17 protein-coding genes are annotated in these 15,467 nt (G+C 45.9%); 2 read left to right on the top strand and 15 right to left on the bottom strand.

The window, feature by feature from the left end:
* Window positions 1-23: 23 nt before the first annotated feature.
* The 13 genes from C2759_RS05715 to C2759_RS05655 all read right to left on the bottom strand — a co-directional run bounded on the left by C2759_RS05715 (window position 24) and on the right by C2759_RS05655 (window position 11,840).
* A complete protein-coding gene (locus C2759_RS05715) occupies window positions 24-842 on the bottom strand; it encodes an IclR family transcriptional regulator (protein ID WP_215353779.1) in 819 nt (272 codons plus the stop codon).
* A gap of 82 nt (window positions 843-924) precedes the next feature.
* Window positions 925-1,956, bottom strand: coding sequence for a quinone-dependent dihydroorotate dehydrogenase (locus C2759_RS05710; protein WP_215353778.1), 1,032 nt, complete (start codon window positions 1,954-1,956; stop codon window positions 925-927).
* Between the two features lie 9 nt (window positions 1,957-1,965).
* Entirely contained in the window at window positions 1,966-2,712 is a 747-nt protein-coding gene (locus C2759_RS05705; protein ID WP_215353776.1) for an arginyltransferase, read from the bottom strand.
* Complete coding sequence (aat, locus tag C2759_RS05700; RefSeq protein ID WP_215353774.1) at window positions 2,709-3,446, bottom strand: leucyl/phenylalanyl-tRNA--protein transferase; 738 nt, start codon at window positions 3,444-3,446, stop codon at window positions 2,709-2,711. The genes C2759_RS05705 and aat overlap by 4 nt, the downstream gene beginning before the upstream one ends.
* A gap of 13 nt (window positions 3,447-3,459) precedes the next feature.
* The gene (locus C2759_RS05695) at window positions 3,460-4,020 is read right to left on the bottom strand and encodes an NUDIX hydrolase (RefSeq protein WP_215353773.1); all 561 of its coding nucleotides are present in this window, start codon (window positions 4,018-4,020) and stop codon (window positions 3,460-3,462) included.
* Window positions 4,021-4,029: 9 nt separating this feature from the next.
* Window positions 4,030-5,856, bottom strand: coding sequence for a bifunctional chorismate-binding protein/class IV aminotransferase (locus C2759_RS05690; RefSeq protein WP_215353771.1), 1,827 nt, complete (start codon window positions 5,854-5,856; stop codon window positions 4,030-4,032).
* 37 nt (window positions 5,857-5,893) lie between these two features.
* On the bottom strand, window positions 5,894-6,469 hold the full coding sequence (locus C2759_RS05685; RefSeq protein WP_215353769.1) for a peptidylprolyl isomerase: 576 nt from the start codon (window positions 6,467-6,469) through the stop codon (window positions 5,894-5,896).
* Between the two features lie 52 nt (window positions 6,470-6,521).
* Window positions 6,522-7,163: a 2-hydroxychromene-2-carboxylate isomerase gene (locus C2759_RS05680; RefSeq protein ID WP_215353767.1), complete on the bottom strand. Its 642-nt coding sequence runs from the start codon at window positions 7,161-7,163 to the stop codon at window positions 6,522-6,524.
* The gene (locus C2759_RS05675; protein WP_215353765.1) at window positions 7,160-8,473 is read right to left on the bottom strand and encodes a replication-associated recombination protein A; all 1,314 of its coding nucleotides are present in this window, start codon (window positions 8,471-8,473) and stop codon (window positions 7,160-7,162) included. The genes C2759_RS05680 and C2759_RS05675 overlap by 4 nt, the downstream gene beginning before the upstream one ends.
* 10 nt (window positions 8,474-8,483) lie before the next feature.
* Window positions 8,484-8,963, bottom strand: a complete 480-nt coding sequence (locus C2759_RS05670; protein ID WP_215353763.1) for a DUF3429 domain-containing protein — start codon at window positions 8,961-8,963, stop codon at window positions 8,484-8,486.
* A 69-nt stretch (window positions 8,964-9,032) separates the two neighbouring features.
* Window positions 9,033-9,887: a 3-hydroxybutyryl-CoA dehydrogenase gene (locus tag C2759_RS05665; protein ID WP_215353761.1), complete on the bottom strand. Its 855-nt coding sequence runs from the start codon at window positions 9,885-9,887 to the stop codon at window positions 9,033-9,035.
* Between the two features lies 1 nt (window position 9,888).
* A complete protein-coding gene (locus C2759_RS05660; protein ID WP_215356676.1) occupies window positions 9,889-10,596 on the bottom strand; it encodes a glutathione binding-like protein in 708 nt (235 codons plus the stop codon).
* Between the two features lie 41 nt (window positions 10,597-10,637).
* Window positions 10,638-11,840 carry a methionine aminotransferase gene (locus C2759_RS05655; protein WP_215353759.1) on the bottom strand — a complete coding sequence of 401 codons (1,203 nt, stop codon included), beginning with the start codon at window positions 11,838-11,840 and terminating at the stop codon, window positions 10,638-10,640.
* A gap of 68 nt (window positions 11,841-11,908) precedes the next feature.
* Between C2759_RS05655 and yaaA the strand changes: the two genes are divergently transcribed.
* Both yaaA and C2759_RS05645 read left to right on the top strand, forming a co-directional pair.
* Entirely contained in the window at window positions 11,909-12,685 is a 777-nt protein-coding gene (gene yaaA, locus C2759_RS05650; RefSeq protein WP_215353757.1) for a peroxide stress protein YaaA, read from the top strand.
* Between the two features lie 11 nt (window positions 12,686-12,696).
* Window positions 12,697-13,908, top strand: coding sequence for a DUF2863 family protein (locus C2759_RS05645; RefSeq protein ID WP_215353756.1), 1,212 nt, complete (start codon window positions 12,697-12,699; stop codon window positions 13,906-13,908).
* A gap of 82 nt (window positions 13,909-13,990) precedes the next feature.
* Here C2759_RS05645 and C2759_RS05640 read toward each other — a convergent pair whose 3' ends face one another.
* Window positions 13,991-14,365 (bottom strand): hypothetical protein, encoded by a 375-nt coding sequence (locus tag C2759_RS05640; RefSeq protein WP_215353754.1) that lies wholly within the window; start codon window positions 14,363-14,365, stop codon window positions 13,991-13,993.
* Window positions 14,366-14,377: 12 nt separating this feature from the next.
* Window positions 14,378-15,367, bottom strand: coding sequence for a malate dehydrogenase (locus tag C2759_RS05635; protein WP_215353752.1), 990 nt, complete (start codon window positions 15,365-15,367; stop codon window positions 14,378-14,380).
* Window positions 15,368-15,467: the final 100 nt, after the last annotated feature.

Raw genomic sequence — 15,467 nt, 5'->3', positions numbered from 1 at the left:
ACATTCTTAAGAAAAGCTAAATCTTAAGAATGCGGTTCAGTAATCTTGGGTTTGTATCCCATTCCCTTAGAGATTTGTAAGGCGGTATCCTGTAATAGCTTGAGCCAATCCGCCTGAATGCGATCGGTAGGTGAGCTCAATGAGAGTCCGGCTACCAACTTACCACTGTCATCATAGATTTCAGCTGCCACACAACTGACGCCCAACTCTAACTCTTCGTTGTCGCGCGCATGCCCAAACTTACGAACTTGATTGAGTTCCGATTCTAATTTTCCCAATTCGGTAATGCTGTTTCTGGTGTGACCAGCTAAACCCGTGCGTGTGACATAAGCGCGAACTTGGTTTGGGTCATCGCTTGCCAGAAACAATTTGCCAACAGACGTTAAATGCAGCGGCGCTCGACCACCAATAGCACGCACTACTTGCATGCCAGACCGTTCGCTATAGGCACGGTCAATGTAGACGATCTCATCGCCTTGGCGAACAGAAAGATTGATGGTTTCACCAGTGAGCTTGTGCAGTGCCCGCATTGGAGCTTGTGCTGCTTCACGGACCGATAAACGGGCTTTAACGAGGTTGCCCAGCTCAAGCAACTTCAGTCCAAGGCGATATGTGCCACCATCGCCACGCTCTACAAGGCGGCAGGCCACTAAGTCATTCAAAATGCGGTGAGCTGTGGAGGGGTGTAAATCAGTCTCTTCAGCTAGGTTTTTCAGACTGCTGGACTCTTCGTGCAATGCAAGGGCATCGAGCAGGTTCATCATGCGTTCAATGACCTGAATCGCTGTTTTGCCAGCTTCACCTGGTGTTTTTATAACTTTTTCAGATTTAGTCGATGCCATGTTGTCAATTGTAGCGATTTTTGTTTAAATTGCACAATATGAAATACAGCGACAACACCAAAAACCGTTTATTTAAGCCTAATTAGCCTTTAAGGGCTGCTGCGCACTCAGAAATGAGTTTCGGACCCCGATAGATCAAGCCACTGTAGATTTGAACCAGACTAGCACCTGCAAAGATTTTTTCTTGCGCATCTTTGCCAGACATAATGCCGCCAACGCCAATAATCGGAATGGCACCGCCTAAATATTCTTTGAGACTTCGAATGACTTCGGTGGAGGCATCACGAACGGGTGCTCCAGAGAGGCCGCCAGCTTCTTGACCGAATTCAAGCCCCTGAACAGCATCGCGGGCAATCGTTGTATTGGTGGCGATGATGGCATCCATTTTAAATTCCACCAAGAGATCAGCGATGAGCTTGATATCGTTTTGCTCAAGATCGGGTGCAATTTTTAAAAAGAGGGGTTTGCGTACGCCAAACTGGTCACTTAAAGCTTCGCGAGCAAGATGCAGTGATTGCAGCAAAGAGCGCAACATATCTTCACCTTGAAGTGCACGTAAATTCTGTGTATTTGGTGATGAGATATTGACGGTGATGTAAGAGGCCACCTCATAGACTGCTTCCATGGCCGTGACGTAATCGCTTGCAGCATCTTCGATTGGCGTTATGGCGTTCTTGCCGATATTGAGACCAACAATGCCGCCATTCTGCCAATAAGCTGAATTACGAACCCGCTTTACACAAGCATCAACGCCGTCATTATTAAAGCCCATGCGATTAATGATGGCCTGGGCTTGCGGCAAACGAAACATACGAGGCTTTGGATTGCCGGGTTGTGGTTTTGGGGTAACAGTACCAATTTCTAAAAAACCAAAGCCTAGGCTGCCTAGCGCATCAATATGTTTGCCATCTTTATCTAGACCAGCAGCGAGACCCACTGGGTTTGGAAAAGTTATACCGCAAAGCTTACGCGGATCTGACACTGGTTGATCGCACAAGTGGCGCAATAGACCCCAACGCTGAGTACGATCTAAATTACTCAGGGTGGTGTTGTGAGCTTGCTCTGGATCTAAGGAAAAAAGCCAGGGGCGCAGAAGAGGGTAGCTGTCAATCATGAGAAGACATTATGGCCCAATGATGGGTTGCCAGTGATCATCGATCAAGCCCTCAATCGGCTGAAACTTCACCTTATAGGACATTTTCTCGCTTTGTTCGATGTAATAGCCAAGGTAGAGATAGGGAAGATCTAGCTCTAAGGCCTGCTGAATTTGCCACAAGATACTAAAGCTTCCATAGCTTGCAGAGGCATTGCTGGTATCAAAGAAGGTATAAACCGAAGAGATCCCTTGATCTAAGATATCAATCATACTGACCATGCGCAAACGCCCTGGGTCTGAATCGTGAGGACCATCCCGAAATTCAACAATTCTGGAGTTCACCCGGCTTTGTAATAAGAACTGCATGTACTGGTCTTGATCATCTTGATCTACTTCACTACCAGCATGACGCTCCTGCTGATAGCGTTGGTAGAGTTGATAGTGCTCCTCTTGATAGCCAAGATTAAGCACGCGAATATCTAGTCCAGCATGTTTTCTCCAGGCGCGTTTTTGACTGCGCTTTGGGGAGAAATGCTTTACTGGAATGCGCGTTGCAGTACAGGCATTACATTCATCGCAATAAGGTCGGTAAGTATATAAACCACTGCGACGAAACCCCGCATTGACTAATTCACCATATAAATCAGCATGTATTAAATGTGAGGGAGTGGCGACTTGAGAGCGCGCAGTCTTCCCCGGTAAGTAGCTACAGGGGTAAGGTGCAGTTGCATAAAACTGCAATTCAGTGAGAGGAAGCTCTTTTAGCTGGGTCATAGCCAGTGACGAAGAATCTGTTTATCAAATTTCCAGGGAATCTCTATATTAGTTTGATTTAAAGCAAGCTGCAGATGGGATAAAAATTCACTGCGAGATATCGGCGCGGCCCCCATGGAATTCAGGTGTGCAGTCTCTTGCTGACAATCGATCATTTCCACTTGGTTATGCTCGCACCAGGCTGCAAGAGCAGCTAAAGCAATCTTAGAAGCATCTGTTTGATGACTAAACATCGACTCACCAAAAACCATCCCGCCAAAGGAGACGCAGTAAAGGCCCCCTACTAGGCGACCATCCTCCTTGATTGAAATACTATGAGCATGACCCTCTTCATGAAGATTGGTATAGGCATCCATGATTTCATGCGTAATCCAAGTGCCATCCTGATCCTTGCGGCTCGCAGTTGCGCAGGAGCGGACGACCGCACCAAAGTCTTCATCAACCCCGATTTCTCTGCGAGAGTCAGATAAAAAATGACGAATGGATTTCTTCAGGGAGTCATGACATTTAAAGTGATCAGGCTTTAATACCATCCGGGGATTGGGCGACCACCATAAGACTGGTTGATTATCGGAGTACCAGGGAAAGATTCCCATTTGATACGCGCGAGCTAACTGTCCTGGATATATCCGTTCACTTACCGCAATTAAGCCGGGGACACTCGGATCAGGATCTGCGTGGTGAATAGGATTGGGAAATTCATCCTGAGACCCTAGCCAGCTGATATTGCTCATGAGCTTGTGACGCTTAGATTTTTTCAGTTGGCAGAATGTCTCTGCTACGAACGCTAAATTCATTGTCGGAATCAAATACTCCGGCAGCACGATCAGCAAAGAACCACTCCAGAGTTTGCTTTACCGTTGGAAAAGCAATTTCATCCCACGGGATATCCTGCTCATCAAATAAAGCAACCTCTAGACTCTCTTCTCCCGCTTGAAAGTTTGGAGAATTCATCGAAGCTAGATAAAAAAGATGTACCTGTTCAGCATGTGGCACATTGAGCAGGGAGTAGAGCGGACCAATCTGAACGATAGCGCCAGCTTCTTCATGAGTTTCACGTGCCGCCCCAGTACTGGTGCTTTCACCAAGTTCCATAAATCCAGCAGGCAGAGTCCAATAGCCATGGCGAGGTTCTATGGCGCGACGGCACAATAAAACTTGCTTACCAAAGACCGGGATGCTCCCAACTACATTACGTGGATTGAAATAATGAATACTTCCACAAGAGTCACAGACATGGCGTTCCCGCGAATCATCCGCAGGAATCTTGATGCTGATAGGCGCTGCACAGTGCGAGCAAAACTTCATGTGGACTTTCTAGAAATGGGCGGGGATGAGACCGCGTAAAGCATTACTAAGCATAATCTCTTTTGCATTCCGAACATCATCAATAGTCAGGTTGACCTCATGGGCATTCCATTGGGGATCATTCAATATGATGGATCTCATAACCCCTGGTAACAGACCTGCTGAGACGGGGGGTGTTAGCCATCTATCTCCAGATTTGATAAAAACACTACTTCTTCCACCCTCAGTGACATAGCCTTGCTCATTAGTAAATAAGGCATCAAAGCCACCATGACCCTCTGCCAATCGCCAGGCTTGGTCGTAGACATTTCGAATGCTTACCTTATGTCTTAATAGAACATTGCCAGAGCGAAGGGTAGCCTGATTTGAATCGGGCAGAATATCTCTAGCCCAAAAGATTTTTACCGATCCCTCGAGTGGGCTAATGGGAGTGATTTGATAACTTGCAATTCCTAGATGATTGAGATCCAAACGCAATCGATATTCAGAATCTATTGAGCAGTTTTCACACCCAAGATCAATCACTTTCATCATGTCTGGTAGAAAGCAAGGTATGCCAAGCGCTAAAGCAGAATCGGTCAAGCGTGCTAGATGAAGTTCTAGATTCTGAGCCTGACCTTTGCTGACCAAGATAGTTTCAAATAATCCCAGGCTACTGGGTAACTTGCTCAAGAAGGCAGCTTTAATTTGACACTCTTCCCACTCCTGCGCAGGCTCTGAGTCAATCGTAATGCCAGCACCTATGCCTAAAGAAAAGGGTGAGGCATGTGTTTTTGTATCCTGATGAATTTCAAGGGTGCGAATCGGAACGCTAAACGCAAAATCACTACTAGGATCAATCCAACCTAAGGCGCCACAATAATAGGCTCGCTCTTGAGGCTCTAATTTTTGGATGATCTCCATACTGCGTTTTTTAGGAGCGCCCGTGACAGACCCGCAGGGAAACACCGCATTTAGCACGTCACCCAATTTCATTTCAGGCTTGATCTCAGCCTCAACGGTAGAGGTCATTTGCAGGACGTCGCCGTACTGAGTGACTTCAAATAGCTTGGGAACGGTGACTGTTCCCGGTAAGGCAAGTCGACTTAGATCGTTGCGTAATAAATCCACGATCATGACATTTTCTGCTTGATTCTTTGCATCTGCTGATAAGTGCTCAGCAGAATCGCTTAATGCACTGGCAGTGCCTTTCATTGGCATGGCTTTTAAGGTATTGCCTTGCTTCTGAATAAATAATTCGGGTGATTGGGACAAGATAAAGTTCGAGTCTTGTGCAATAAATGCGCCAAACCTTCCCGGCTGTCGCTCCCTTAATCGTGCATACAGAGAGAGTGGATCTCCATAAGCTTCACCCGTAATCCGAAAGGTGTGATTGATTTGATAAGTGTCGCCGTTGCGAATGTATTCCTGAATACCCTGAATATCGGCGGTGAACTTCTCTTGATCAAGGGAAAATTCAAGATCAGCCACTCCAGCAACTTGAGCTTCAGGCTCTAGAGTCGCTATCTTTTTTTCAATATAGGTATCAACATCCGCCTTGCTCAATCTTTCGTAAGATTTAAAAGACCATGCCTGTATTAATGGATGATCTTTACTTTCAGGTTCAACTGATCGATCTATATTGTGTATATATAGACCTAACTCATAAGCAAACGCAGCGACAACATATTCTCCTTGATCTAAAGCTTTATTAATTTCTTGGAGGCATTGATCTACAGCTGCAATTGTCTGTGTGTGGCTAGACTGAGGATAGATCGCCCAGAGCTGTATTGCTTGCTCATACAAGCGACTGCTCGGCTGCGCTGCGGTGCTCTGAGCATCATCAAGCAATATCATGCTATCTGTCCTCAGTGTTCAAGTAAAAAAATGAAATTTACTTTAGAACAGTGGCCGACTCAATCGTGACAGTCTTGCTAGGTACATCTGCCATACGACCCATTCTTGGTGATGAGGCCACCATGGTTGGGATTTTACGGATAGCGTCGATTGTTTGAGTGCCTGAAATCACTGTGCCAAAAACGGTGTAGCCATTACCCATAGCGTTTGGAAAATTCAAGCTCTCATTATCTTTAACATTAATAAAGAACTGGGCTGTTGCTGAATCGGGGTCGGAAGTGCGTGCCATAGCGATGGTGTAAGTTTGATTCTTGAGGCCATTTTGTGCTTCCGAAACCACAGGCGCATTAGTTGGTTTTTGTGTTAAGTCCGGAGTAAATCCACCGCCCTGAATCATGAAGCCATCTATCACACGATGAAAAATCGTGCCGTTATAAAAGCCACTATTGACGTAGTTTAAAAAGTTGGCTGAAGTTTTTGGCGCCTTCGTTGAATCAAGCTCAACAACAAAATTACCCATGGTGGTTTTAAATTCCACTTTAGGACCAGCAAAGCTGGTAGCACTAGCAATAAGGCTGGTAACTAAAAATAGGGAAGCAATGATTTTGCGCATACTGGGTATCCTTAAGAATCGAGTGAAAATAGAGTAAATCTGATTGTATTGCTCAAAGCCCGGAGGGAACTTGGCCGGCATAGTGATAAGCCGCCTCTTCAAACATATTGGGCCTATCGAGATAGTCTAAGGCCCAATCGATGGTGTCGACACCCCAAAAAGTATGCCCTGCGATAACTAGGGTGGGTACACCAAATGCCCCATCCGCTTTTGCTCTCTCGGTGTTGCTCATCAACTTGGCTTTGACCTCTGGCGTATCTGGTATTGGTGTGTCAACCGCTAAACCAAGGTATTGGCAAAACTCTGGCCAAGATAAATTGGGGTCTTTACCTTCTACCCAAATATATTCAAACGCGCGCTCAACCATGTACCATTGAGCATTTTGCTGAACCAGCAAACGCTGTGCTGCAACAGTGAGAAAAGGGTGATGCTCTGGAAAGCGAAAAGGGAGGCCTAACTTTTCAGCGAGCCACACGCAATATTGATAGGTATGGGGACGTTTGGCCTCCACCTCACCAGGGCCACGGTTATCAGTAGCGCGCAATAGGCCCCCTAATAAGATGGGGATGGGCTGAATATCGATGCGTTTTTCAAGACGATGGCGTTGCTTGATATAAAAATAAGAAAATGGAGAAATGATGTCGTAGTAAAGCGTCCCTTCAATTCGTTTTCCATCCACTTGATCTTGGGTCATTTCTGTTTCGACTCCTCATCTAACTTGCGCAAGAAGGCCATCTTCTCGGCAATCTGACTTTCTAAGCCCCGATCAACCGGCTGGTACCAATGAGGCTCTGCCATGCCATCGGGCAAGTAAGTTTCTCCAGCGGCATAGGCGTTAGGCTCATCGTGTGCATAACGGTATTCTTTGCCATGACCTAACTCTTTCATGAGTTTAGTTGGGGCATTGCGTAAATGGTTTGGTACAGGCTTACTTTGATCACTTGCAACATAAGCTTTTGCCGCGTTGTAAGCGTTATAACTTGCGTTACTTTTAGCGGCGATCGCTAAATAAACAACGGCTTGACCAAGCGCCAATTCACCTTCGGGTGAGCCAAGCCGTTCGAAAGTTTGAGCTGCATCATTGACTAGCTGCATTGCTCTAGGATCGGCAAGTCCAATATCTTCCCAGGCCATGCGAATAATTCTGCGTGCAAGATATCGAGGGTCAGCGCCGCCATCGATCATTCTGCAAAACCAATACAGCGCAGCATCAGGATTTGAACCCCGCACTGATTTATGTAAGGCAGATATTTGATCGTAAAAGTGGTCTCCGCCTTTATCAAAACGACGTGCCTGGACTGTTAAAGCATTTTCAATGAACTGCTGATCTATTGTGCGAATCTGAGAGTTCGGCGATGAGACGGCATTACGTACTTGCTCCACTAGATTGAGCAATCTCCTAGCATCACCATCTGCATGTGAAATTAAGCTATCAATTGCTTCTGGCTCAAAAGGAATATCAGGCATCGCATAAATACATGCGCGATCAAACAGCTGCTTAAGCTCCCCGGCATTTAATGATTTCAGTACGTAGACTTGTGCACGTGAGAGTAGGGCTGAGTTGACCTCAAATGAAGGATTTTCAGTGGTAGCGCCAATGAAGTTAAATAAGCCAGACTCAACATGAGGCAATAAGGCATCTTGCTGACTCTTATTAAATCGATGAATTTCATCAACAAACAATATAGTTTGTCTGCCATATTGAGACATGCTCTGCTCAGCTTGTTCAATAGCCTCGCGAATTTCTTTTACTCCAGCAAGCACAGCTGAAATTGCGATAAATTCTCGATCAAAGGCTTTTGCAGAAAGTCTTGCCAAGGTAGTCTTGCCAACTCCCGGCGGACCCCAGAGAATCATTGAGTGTGGCTTGCCAGATCCAAAGGCAAGATTCAGCGGTTTACCAGCGGCGAGAAGATGTGTCTGTCCAATCACTTCCTCAATCGATTTTGGGCGCAAGACTTCCGCTAATGGTGGCGGAGGTGCTTGATCAAATAGATTGCCCATCAGCGCTAATTTAATTTTGTACGAACAAAATAACTAAGGCCGCCCAAATTAAGCATCCAGCAGAAACCAATGTGAGTCGGTTTCGCATGGTGATGAATGCATTGAGCGCCTCTTCATTAGAAAAATAGTATTGATAAGTTTCTTTATCGATATTGCGCTGAATAACTAATGCCGACGCCAAGATGACTAGGCCAACTGGTATGTAAATATGTAGTGCAAGCCAGGCAACTAGTGCTGGGATGACGCCCCAGATCCATGCATTACGATCTGCCCACCGATCGCCTCGAGGTGCTTTGCCCAGTACATGTAAATTAGCACCCCAATGCATGGCGCCCATAAATGCGGTGATCACAGCCCCGTATCCCGCTAGTGACTCTGCGCTTAAATAATTTAATGGTGTTGGCGCTAGCTGGACCATCAATGCAAGACCAACAAAGGGAATTAGACCGGCATAACCTAATTTAGTGACTAGAGGGGGTAATGGGTTCACAAAAACTTCTTTATCTGAGTTGGTGGAGGGTTAATGGTGAATAGTAAATCGTGAATCTTGAATTGAAAATTATTGATCGTAGGTAAAGACGCCACGTCCAGACTTACGACCGAGGTAGCCAGCGGCAACCATCTCGCGCAACAGTGGGCAAGGGCGATACTTAGAATCGCTGAAGTTCTCAAAATAGACTTCCATCACGGCTAAGCAAGTATCAAGACCAATTAAGTCGGCTAAAGCGAGTGGGCCAATCGGCTGATTGCAGCCCAATTTCATACCGGCATCTATATCTTCGGGGCTAGCGAGTCCTTCGTATAGAACAAAGAAAGCTTCATTAATCATCGGTAGCAGGATACGGTTCACTACAAATCCAGGAGAGTTCTTAACGGTGATGGGCTCTTTACCAATACGTTTTGCCATTTCAATAATGGCAGCATGAGTTGCGTCTGAGGTTTGTAAGCCTCGAATTACTTCAACCAATGCCATCATCGGTGGCGGATTGAAAAAGTGCATACCAATAAAACGGCTAGGATTGGAATCTAAGGCAGCCAGCTTAGTGATGGAGAGTGAGGAGGTATTGGTGGCAATAATAGTTTCTTTGCTAACGATCTCATCAACCTGCTTCAAAATCTTTTCTTTGACAGCCTGGTTCTCAGTAGCAGCCTCAATCACCAGTTGGAGTCCCTTAAAGTCAGCGTATGAAGTTCCACCTTTGATGCGTTTGAGTGCGGCATCTTTATTCTCATTGGTCAGTGTTTCTTTTTTCACCAAGCGATCTAAGCTTTTGCTAATTTGATTTAAGCCGCGCTCAACAGCGGCATCGCTGATATCAACCATGACGACATCAAGACCGGCAACTGCGCAGACCTGCGCAATACCATTGCCCATCGTACCTGCCCCAATTACTCCGACTGATTGAATCTTCATGCTATTTCCTTTTTTGATACTGTGATGAGCCAAATAATTGTTCTCTTGCTTTGTCATCGTGCAAGGGCTTGCGTAATGCAGTTAATACTTCAACGCCACGCTTTACAGCAGGGCGTTCACCAATCATTTCAAACCAGCGCTTAAAGTGAGGATACTCATTGATATCAATCCCCTGGTTCTTCCAGTTACGCGTCCAAGGAAAAATAGCAATGTCCGCAATGGAGTAACTTTTTCCAGCGATATAAGCATTATCTTTCAGTTGATGATCTATTACTCCATACAGTCGCTTAGCTTCATTGGTGTAGCGATTAATCGCATAATCAATTTTCTCCGGAGCGTAGATTCGAAAGTGGTGGTTTTGCCCTAAAAGTGGCCCTAGGCCTCCCATTTGGAACATGAGCCATTGCAACACCTCATATTTGCCTCGAGTAGATTTAGGTAAAAACTTTCCCGTTTTGGCGGCTAGGTAGAGCAAGATGGCACCGGATTCAAATAAATGGATCGGTTTACCATCAGGGCCATTGGGATCGGTGATAGCTGGAATCTTGTTATTTGGGCTCATCGCCAAGAATTCTTTTTTAAACTGATCGCCAGCACCAATATCAATGGGATGGGCAATCCAGTCTTTGCCTAACTTATAGCCACACTCCTCGAGCATGATGTGGACCTTATGTCCATTTGGTGTTGGCCAGCTATAAACATCAATGATGTCTTTTTTTGATTTAATTATGGTCACGATCAATTCCTTTTCTATAGAGTTTGCAAACGCTCTAATGCAGTTGAAAGCGTTTTTTCTTCTTTGGCAAAACAAAAACGAATTACACCTGACTCAATTGGCTTGGCGTAAAAAGCAGAGACCGGAATAGCTGCTACGCCAATCTCGGTGGTTAACCAAGAGCAAAAATCTGCTTCGCTTAAGCTTGCTTGTGAGATTCCGAGCTCGGTGTAATTGACGCACTGAAAATAGCTTGCTGGGGCGGGCAGTAGTTTGAACTTGGTTTGCTGTAAACCTTTTCTAAAGTAGTCCCGCTTAGCTTGATAGAAAGATGGTAATCCTAAATAGTGATCTGCATTCTTGAGGTACTCAGCAAGACCATATTGCATTGGCGTATTGACTGTAAACACATTGAACTGATGCACCTTGCGAAACTCTGCCATCATCGCTGCAGGCGCTGCTACATAGCCCACCTTCCAGCCGGTGACATGATAGGTCTTACCAAAACTGGATATCAGAAAACTACGCGCTGCTAATTCAGGGTGACTTGCAATACTAATGTGTTGATGTCCATCAAACACCATGTGCTCATAGACTTCGTCGCTTAAGATCAGTGCATTTGTATTTCTGACCAAATTGGCTAGACGCTCAAGATCGGTTGACTGCCACACCATGCCGGTTGGATTGTGCGGTGTATTGATTATGACGAGTCGGGTTTTGGTATTGATTGCTTTTGCCAGATCATCCCAGGGTATTGAATAAGAGCTCACAATTCCTTGGTCATCGCGGTTGGCAGTTAAAGATACGGCAACCGTTTTACCTCCTGCTAAATCAATCGATGGTCGATAGCTATCGTAAGCGGGTTCAATGATGACCACTTCATCGCCTGGACTGACGCAGCACAAAATGGCTGTCATAATTCCTTGGGTGCCACCGGCTGTAATGGTGATCTCTGTATCAGTATCGTAGTCACGACCATACAACGCGGATATTTTTTGTGACACACCTTGGCGTAGCTCTGTAATTCCCATCATCGGTGGATATTGATTGTGATCATCCAGCATTGCTGCATGAACCTCAGATATGAGCTCTCGATCGCAGGGAAAGTCCGGGAAACCTTGCCCTAAGTTAATGGCCTGATACTTGGCAGCGAGGGCCGACATGATCGTAAAGACAGTTGTACCTACCTTGGGTAGGCGACTTGGAAAGTCTGGGCTGAGGGCGAGGTTTTGGTCCATGCAGGCGGTTTAGGGCAAATATCGAAGGTAGTCGCTAGAATGGTGGAAATTCATCTTCAAATTGTGCCATGCTGATCGTCCTTTCACCCGCGAAATCCCTAGATTACAAAACCCCAGTCAGGGTCAAGGCTCCAACCTTGCCAGAGTTTGTCTCTGAATCAGCCAAGCTGATAGCTGATTTGAAGAAGCTCTCACCTCAGGAGGTCGCCGATCTGATGGGTCTTTCTGATCAGTTGGCTGCATTGAATGTGGGCCGCTATCGCGATTGGTCTAAGAAATTTACAGATGCGAATAGCAAGCCGGCTATTTACGCCTTTAATGGCGATGTCTATGACGGGTTTGACGTCAAGACACTAAATTCCAAGGCCATGGATTTTGCACAAGATCATCTTCGTATCTTGTCAGGCTTGTATGGTGCTCTCCGCCCCCTAGATTTAATGCAGCCTTACCGCTTGGAGATGGGCACTTCCTTTAAGAATGCCCGAGGTAAGGATCTATACGCTTTTTGGGGAGAGCGCGTGACTGAGTCCCTTAAGAAACTACTGGAGCAGCAAAAGAAGCCTGTACTTCTCAACTTAGCATCCGAAGAGTATTTCAAGGTCTTGCAAGCAAAAAACTTAGATTGCCCTGTGATCTCTCCGGTATTTCAAGACGGTAAGGATGGTAAGTACAAAATCATCTCTTTCTACGCCAAGCGGGCAAGGGGGTTGATGGCCCGCTATGTTGTCGAAAACCGGATTACCGATCCTGCAGATTTGAAGGGTTTCAATTTGGATGGTTACAAATATGTTGCCTCTGAATCTAAACTAGAAAAACCGTTATTTAGACGTCCCGAGAGAAAGTAGGAGAGTGCACCATGGCTGTTCATCGCACTAAATCCTCACAACGTGCTTCACCAGATGTTGAGCGCCTAGTAGCTGATGCTATCTCTTTAGCAGCTTCTGGGAGTCATATTGAAGACCAGTTTTGGGAAGAGCGCTTAAATGTTCGCTTAATGCGCCTTCTCAAAAGTCAAAATCAAAATGTGATCGACGCATCCCTAGATCAAACATTTCGAATTAATACGCTGGCCTTCGAGGTACTTGCTGATTGTGCTGAGACGCTAGCTGAATCCTTAGTCATGGAGCATGAAGGTCAGAATTGGGATGTGCTGCTATTGGCTTTACCCATCGTTGCCCACACTCGCTATCAAATTCCTTCCGGGGCATTGCCGGTAAATGTCATTGAATCTACTGCCGCTGCATTACATAGCTCAATAGCTTCTAGTGACACCCGCCTGGCGATTGTTCCTTGGCTTTACAGCATTGATCAAATGCCGCACTCTCACTGCCAAACGCGTTTACTAACCGAGGCTCTAGCTACGGCCGCTATTACCGCCAGTGAAGTGAAGTTAGAGTTGCGCGATATGTCGGAGACCATTGCAGTTTTAGCTGATCCACGTTTCATCATCGCTGCCGTTGCTGCCCCATCTGGAATGCCCTTATTCCGTTGGCAAGCTGAGGTGCCAACACGTCAAGAGCGTGGCGTGAGCTTAATTGGTTGGCAAAACGCAATGCAAGATCCTATTGCCGCACTCTTACCGGGTTGCGAGTTTGAGCTCCTATTGCCGGAGGCGTATTTCACTAACTGTCGATTGGCGGATAAACAAGTACGTCCACTGAGTATTCGAGCTGCTGCGAATTTTCTAGAGAGTACTCTCGGAGTGATGCCTGCGGGATTGTCCTGCGTAGTGGGAGCTTTTGGTGAAGATCAGGCGGATGAGTATCGAATTTCTTTTAGCTTAAAAGGCTCTGCTGAAGTGGTGTATGGAGTGATCTGGCCTTTGTACGATCGCGAGAGTGTTGCCAACGATGCACTCAATGATTTGTCTGATGATGAAAGTCCGATGAAGCGAATTGCAGATGCGCTTCGTAATGCTGGTGTTGAAGATGTCTTTCGCCATGCAATGCTTTTTGACCCAGAGCTTTGTGATGACTGCGGAGCTCCGCTATTCCCAGATCGATCAGGTGATGCTGTGCATGCGGAGTTACCAGATGATGCGCCGACACAGCAACCCTTATTTCATTAAATTAATTCAGTCAGTTTTAAAACTGAAAGATACAAATAAAAAAGCCGAGAACGTCTCGGCTTTTTTACTATGAAGCATTGCTTTAGTTCTGTACAAAAGGCTCTGAATTCGCAAACAAGTGTGGAAGCTTGCCAGTCTTCATCTCTGCTGTTTGGCAGAAATCAGCAAGGCGAGTTCCAGACTTAATATTGAACAGCATTGCCTTATTGCCCAACACGACAAGATCGTGTCCGGTAGTAGCATTTTTATAACGCAAGCTTCCCGGTAGGGAGTTTTCGCGCTTCAGGTCAAATGTTTTCGATTCCCAAGTAAGGCGAACCGTTTCAGTTGTTCCTGAAGTTTTGAATTGCTTACTTTCACTACAAATCCAAGTGGATACTTCTTCGCTAGCAATGGCTTGGGCAGATCCCAGAAGGGCGCCTGCGACCAAGCTAGCGATGAGAAGGGTTTGCTTCATATGTATAAATCCTTATGAGAGGAGATGTTTAACGCCAGCTTGCTCTTCAAGCAATTCATTGAGCGTGTGGTTCATACGTTCACGTGAGAACTCATCAATTTCTAAACCCTCAACCATCTTGTATTCGCCGTTTTCGCAAGTTACTGGGTAGCCGTAGATTACTTCAGTAGGAATACCGTATTCGCCTTTAGATGGAATACCCATAGTGACCCACTTACCATTGGTACCCAAAACCCAATCGCGCACATGGTCAATTGCCGCATTAGCTGCAGATGCTGCAGAAGACAGGCCTCGGGCTTCAATAATGGCCGCGCCACGCTTGCCAACTGTAGGAATGAAAGTGTCTTTATTCCATGCTGCATCATTGATGCTGTCTTTTACAGACTTGCCGTCGATAGTCGCAAAGCGGTAATCAGGGTACATGGTAGGGCTATGGTTACCCCACACAACCAGTTTCTCAATATCAGCAACAGGCTTGTTTAGCTTGTTAGCCAATTGTGAGAGCGCGCGGTTGTGATCTAAGCGCAACATCGCTGTAAAGTTTTTCGCAGGGATATCTGGTGCAGACTTCATGGCGATATAGGCATTGGTGTTTGCTGGATTGCCAACCACCAATACTTTGACTGTTTTCTTAGCTACGGCGTTCAATGCCTTACCTTGCGCTGTAAAAATCTGCGCATTGGCTGAGAGTAAATCTTTGCGCTCCATACCTGGGCCACGTGGACGTGCGCCAACCAATAAAGCAACATCGATATCTTTGAATGCGGTCATTGGGTCAGAGTGCGCTGTCATACCTGCCAACAGGGGGAAAGCGCAGTCTTCGAGCTCCATCATCACGCCAGCTAGGGCTTTTTGAGCTTTTTCGTCAGGAATTTCTAATAACTGAAGGATAACTGGCTGATCTTTGCCCAATAAGTCGCCATTGGCGATACGAAAGAGTAGGGAATATCCGATTTGACCGGCTGCACCGGTGACTGCAACACGCATTGGGGCTTTTGCCATTACTAATAACTCCAGTTGAGGTTAATTAATTATTTTTTCTATTATCCATTCAAGTGTATGGACTTTCCATTTACACTGTCAATCATGTCTTATATAAGAT

It is taken from the genome of Polynucleobacter sp. MG-Unter2-18 (genome assembly GCF_018687675.1).
In the GTDB taxonomy this organism is placed as follows: domain Bacteria; phylum Pseudomonadota; class Gammaproteobacteria; order Burkholderiales; family Burkholderiaceae; genus Polynucleobacter.
Note: the sequence above shows the minus strand (reverse complement) of the source record. Positions and strands in the feature narration are given on the sequence as shown.

Excerpts from the sequence above, each read along its gene's own strand:
- C2759_RS05655 (WP_215353759.1), bottom strand. The coding sequence starts at position 11,840 with ATGGACCAAAACCTCGCCCTCAGCCCAGACTTTCCAAGTCGCCTACCC.
- C2759_RS05645 (WP_215353756.1), top strand. The coding sequence starts at position 12,697 with ATGGCTGTTCATCGCACTAAATCCTCACAACGTGCTTCACCAGATGTT.
- C2759_RS05640 (WP_215353754.1), bottom strand. The coding sequence starts at position 14,365 with ATGAAGCAAACCCTTCTCATCGCTAGCTTGGTCGCAGGCGCCCTTCTG.
- C2759_RS05705 (WP_215353776.1), bottom strand. The coding sequence starts at position 2,712 with ATGACCCAGCTAAAAGAGCTTCCTCTCACTGAATTGCAGTTTTATGCA.
- C2759_RS05710 (WP_215353778.1), bottom strand. The coding sequence starts at position 1,956 with ATGATTGACAGCTACCCTCTTCTGCGCCCCTGGCTTTTTTCCTTAGAT.
- C2759_RS05675 (WP_215353765.1), bottom strand. The coding sequence starts at position 8,473 with ATGGGCAATCTATTTGATCAAGCACCTCCGCCACCATTAGCGGAAGTC.
- aat (WP_215353774.1), bottom strand. The coding sequence starts at position 3,446 with ATGAGCAATATCAGCTGGCTAGGGTCTCAGGATGAATTTCCCAATCCT.
- C2759_RS05685 (WP_215353769.1), bottom strand. The coding sequence starts at position 6,469 with ATGCGCAAAATCATTGCTTCCCTATTTTTAGTTACCAGCCTTATTGCT.
- C2759_RS05715 (WP_215353779.1), bottom strand. The coding sequence starts at position 842 with ATGGCATCGACTAAATCTGAAAAAGTTATAAAAACACCAGGTGAAGCT.
- C2759_RS05665 (WP_215353761.1), bottom strand. The coding sequence starts at position 9,887 with ATGAAGATTCAATCAGTCGGAGTAATTGGGGCAGGTACGATGGGCAAT.
- yaaA (WP_215353757.1), top strand. The coding sequence starts at position 11,909 with ATGCTGATCGTCCTTTCACCCGCGAAATCCCTAGATTACAAAACCCCA.
- C2759_RS05695 (WP_215353773.1), bottom strand. The coding sequence starts at position 4,020 with ATGAAGTTTTGCTCGCACTGTGCAGCGCCTATCAGCATCAAGATTCCT.
- C2759_RS05690 (WP_215353771.1), bottom strand. The coding sequence starts at position 5,856 with ATGATATTGCTTGATGATGCTCAGAGCACCGCAGCGCAGCCGAGCAGT.
- C2759_RS05635 (WP_215353752.1), bottom strand. The coding sequence starts at position 15,367 with ATGGCAAAAGCCCCAATGCGTGTTGCAGTCACCGGTGCAGCCGGTCAA.
- C2759_RS05680 (WP_215353767.1), bottom strand. The coding sequence starts at position 7,163 with ATGACCCAAGATCAAGTGGATGGAAAACGAATTGAAGGGACGCTTTAC.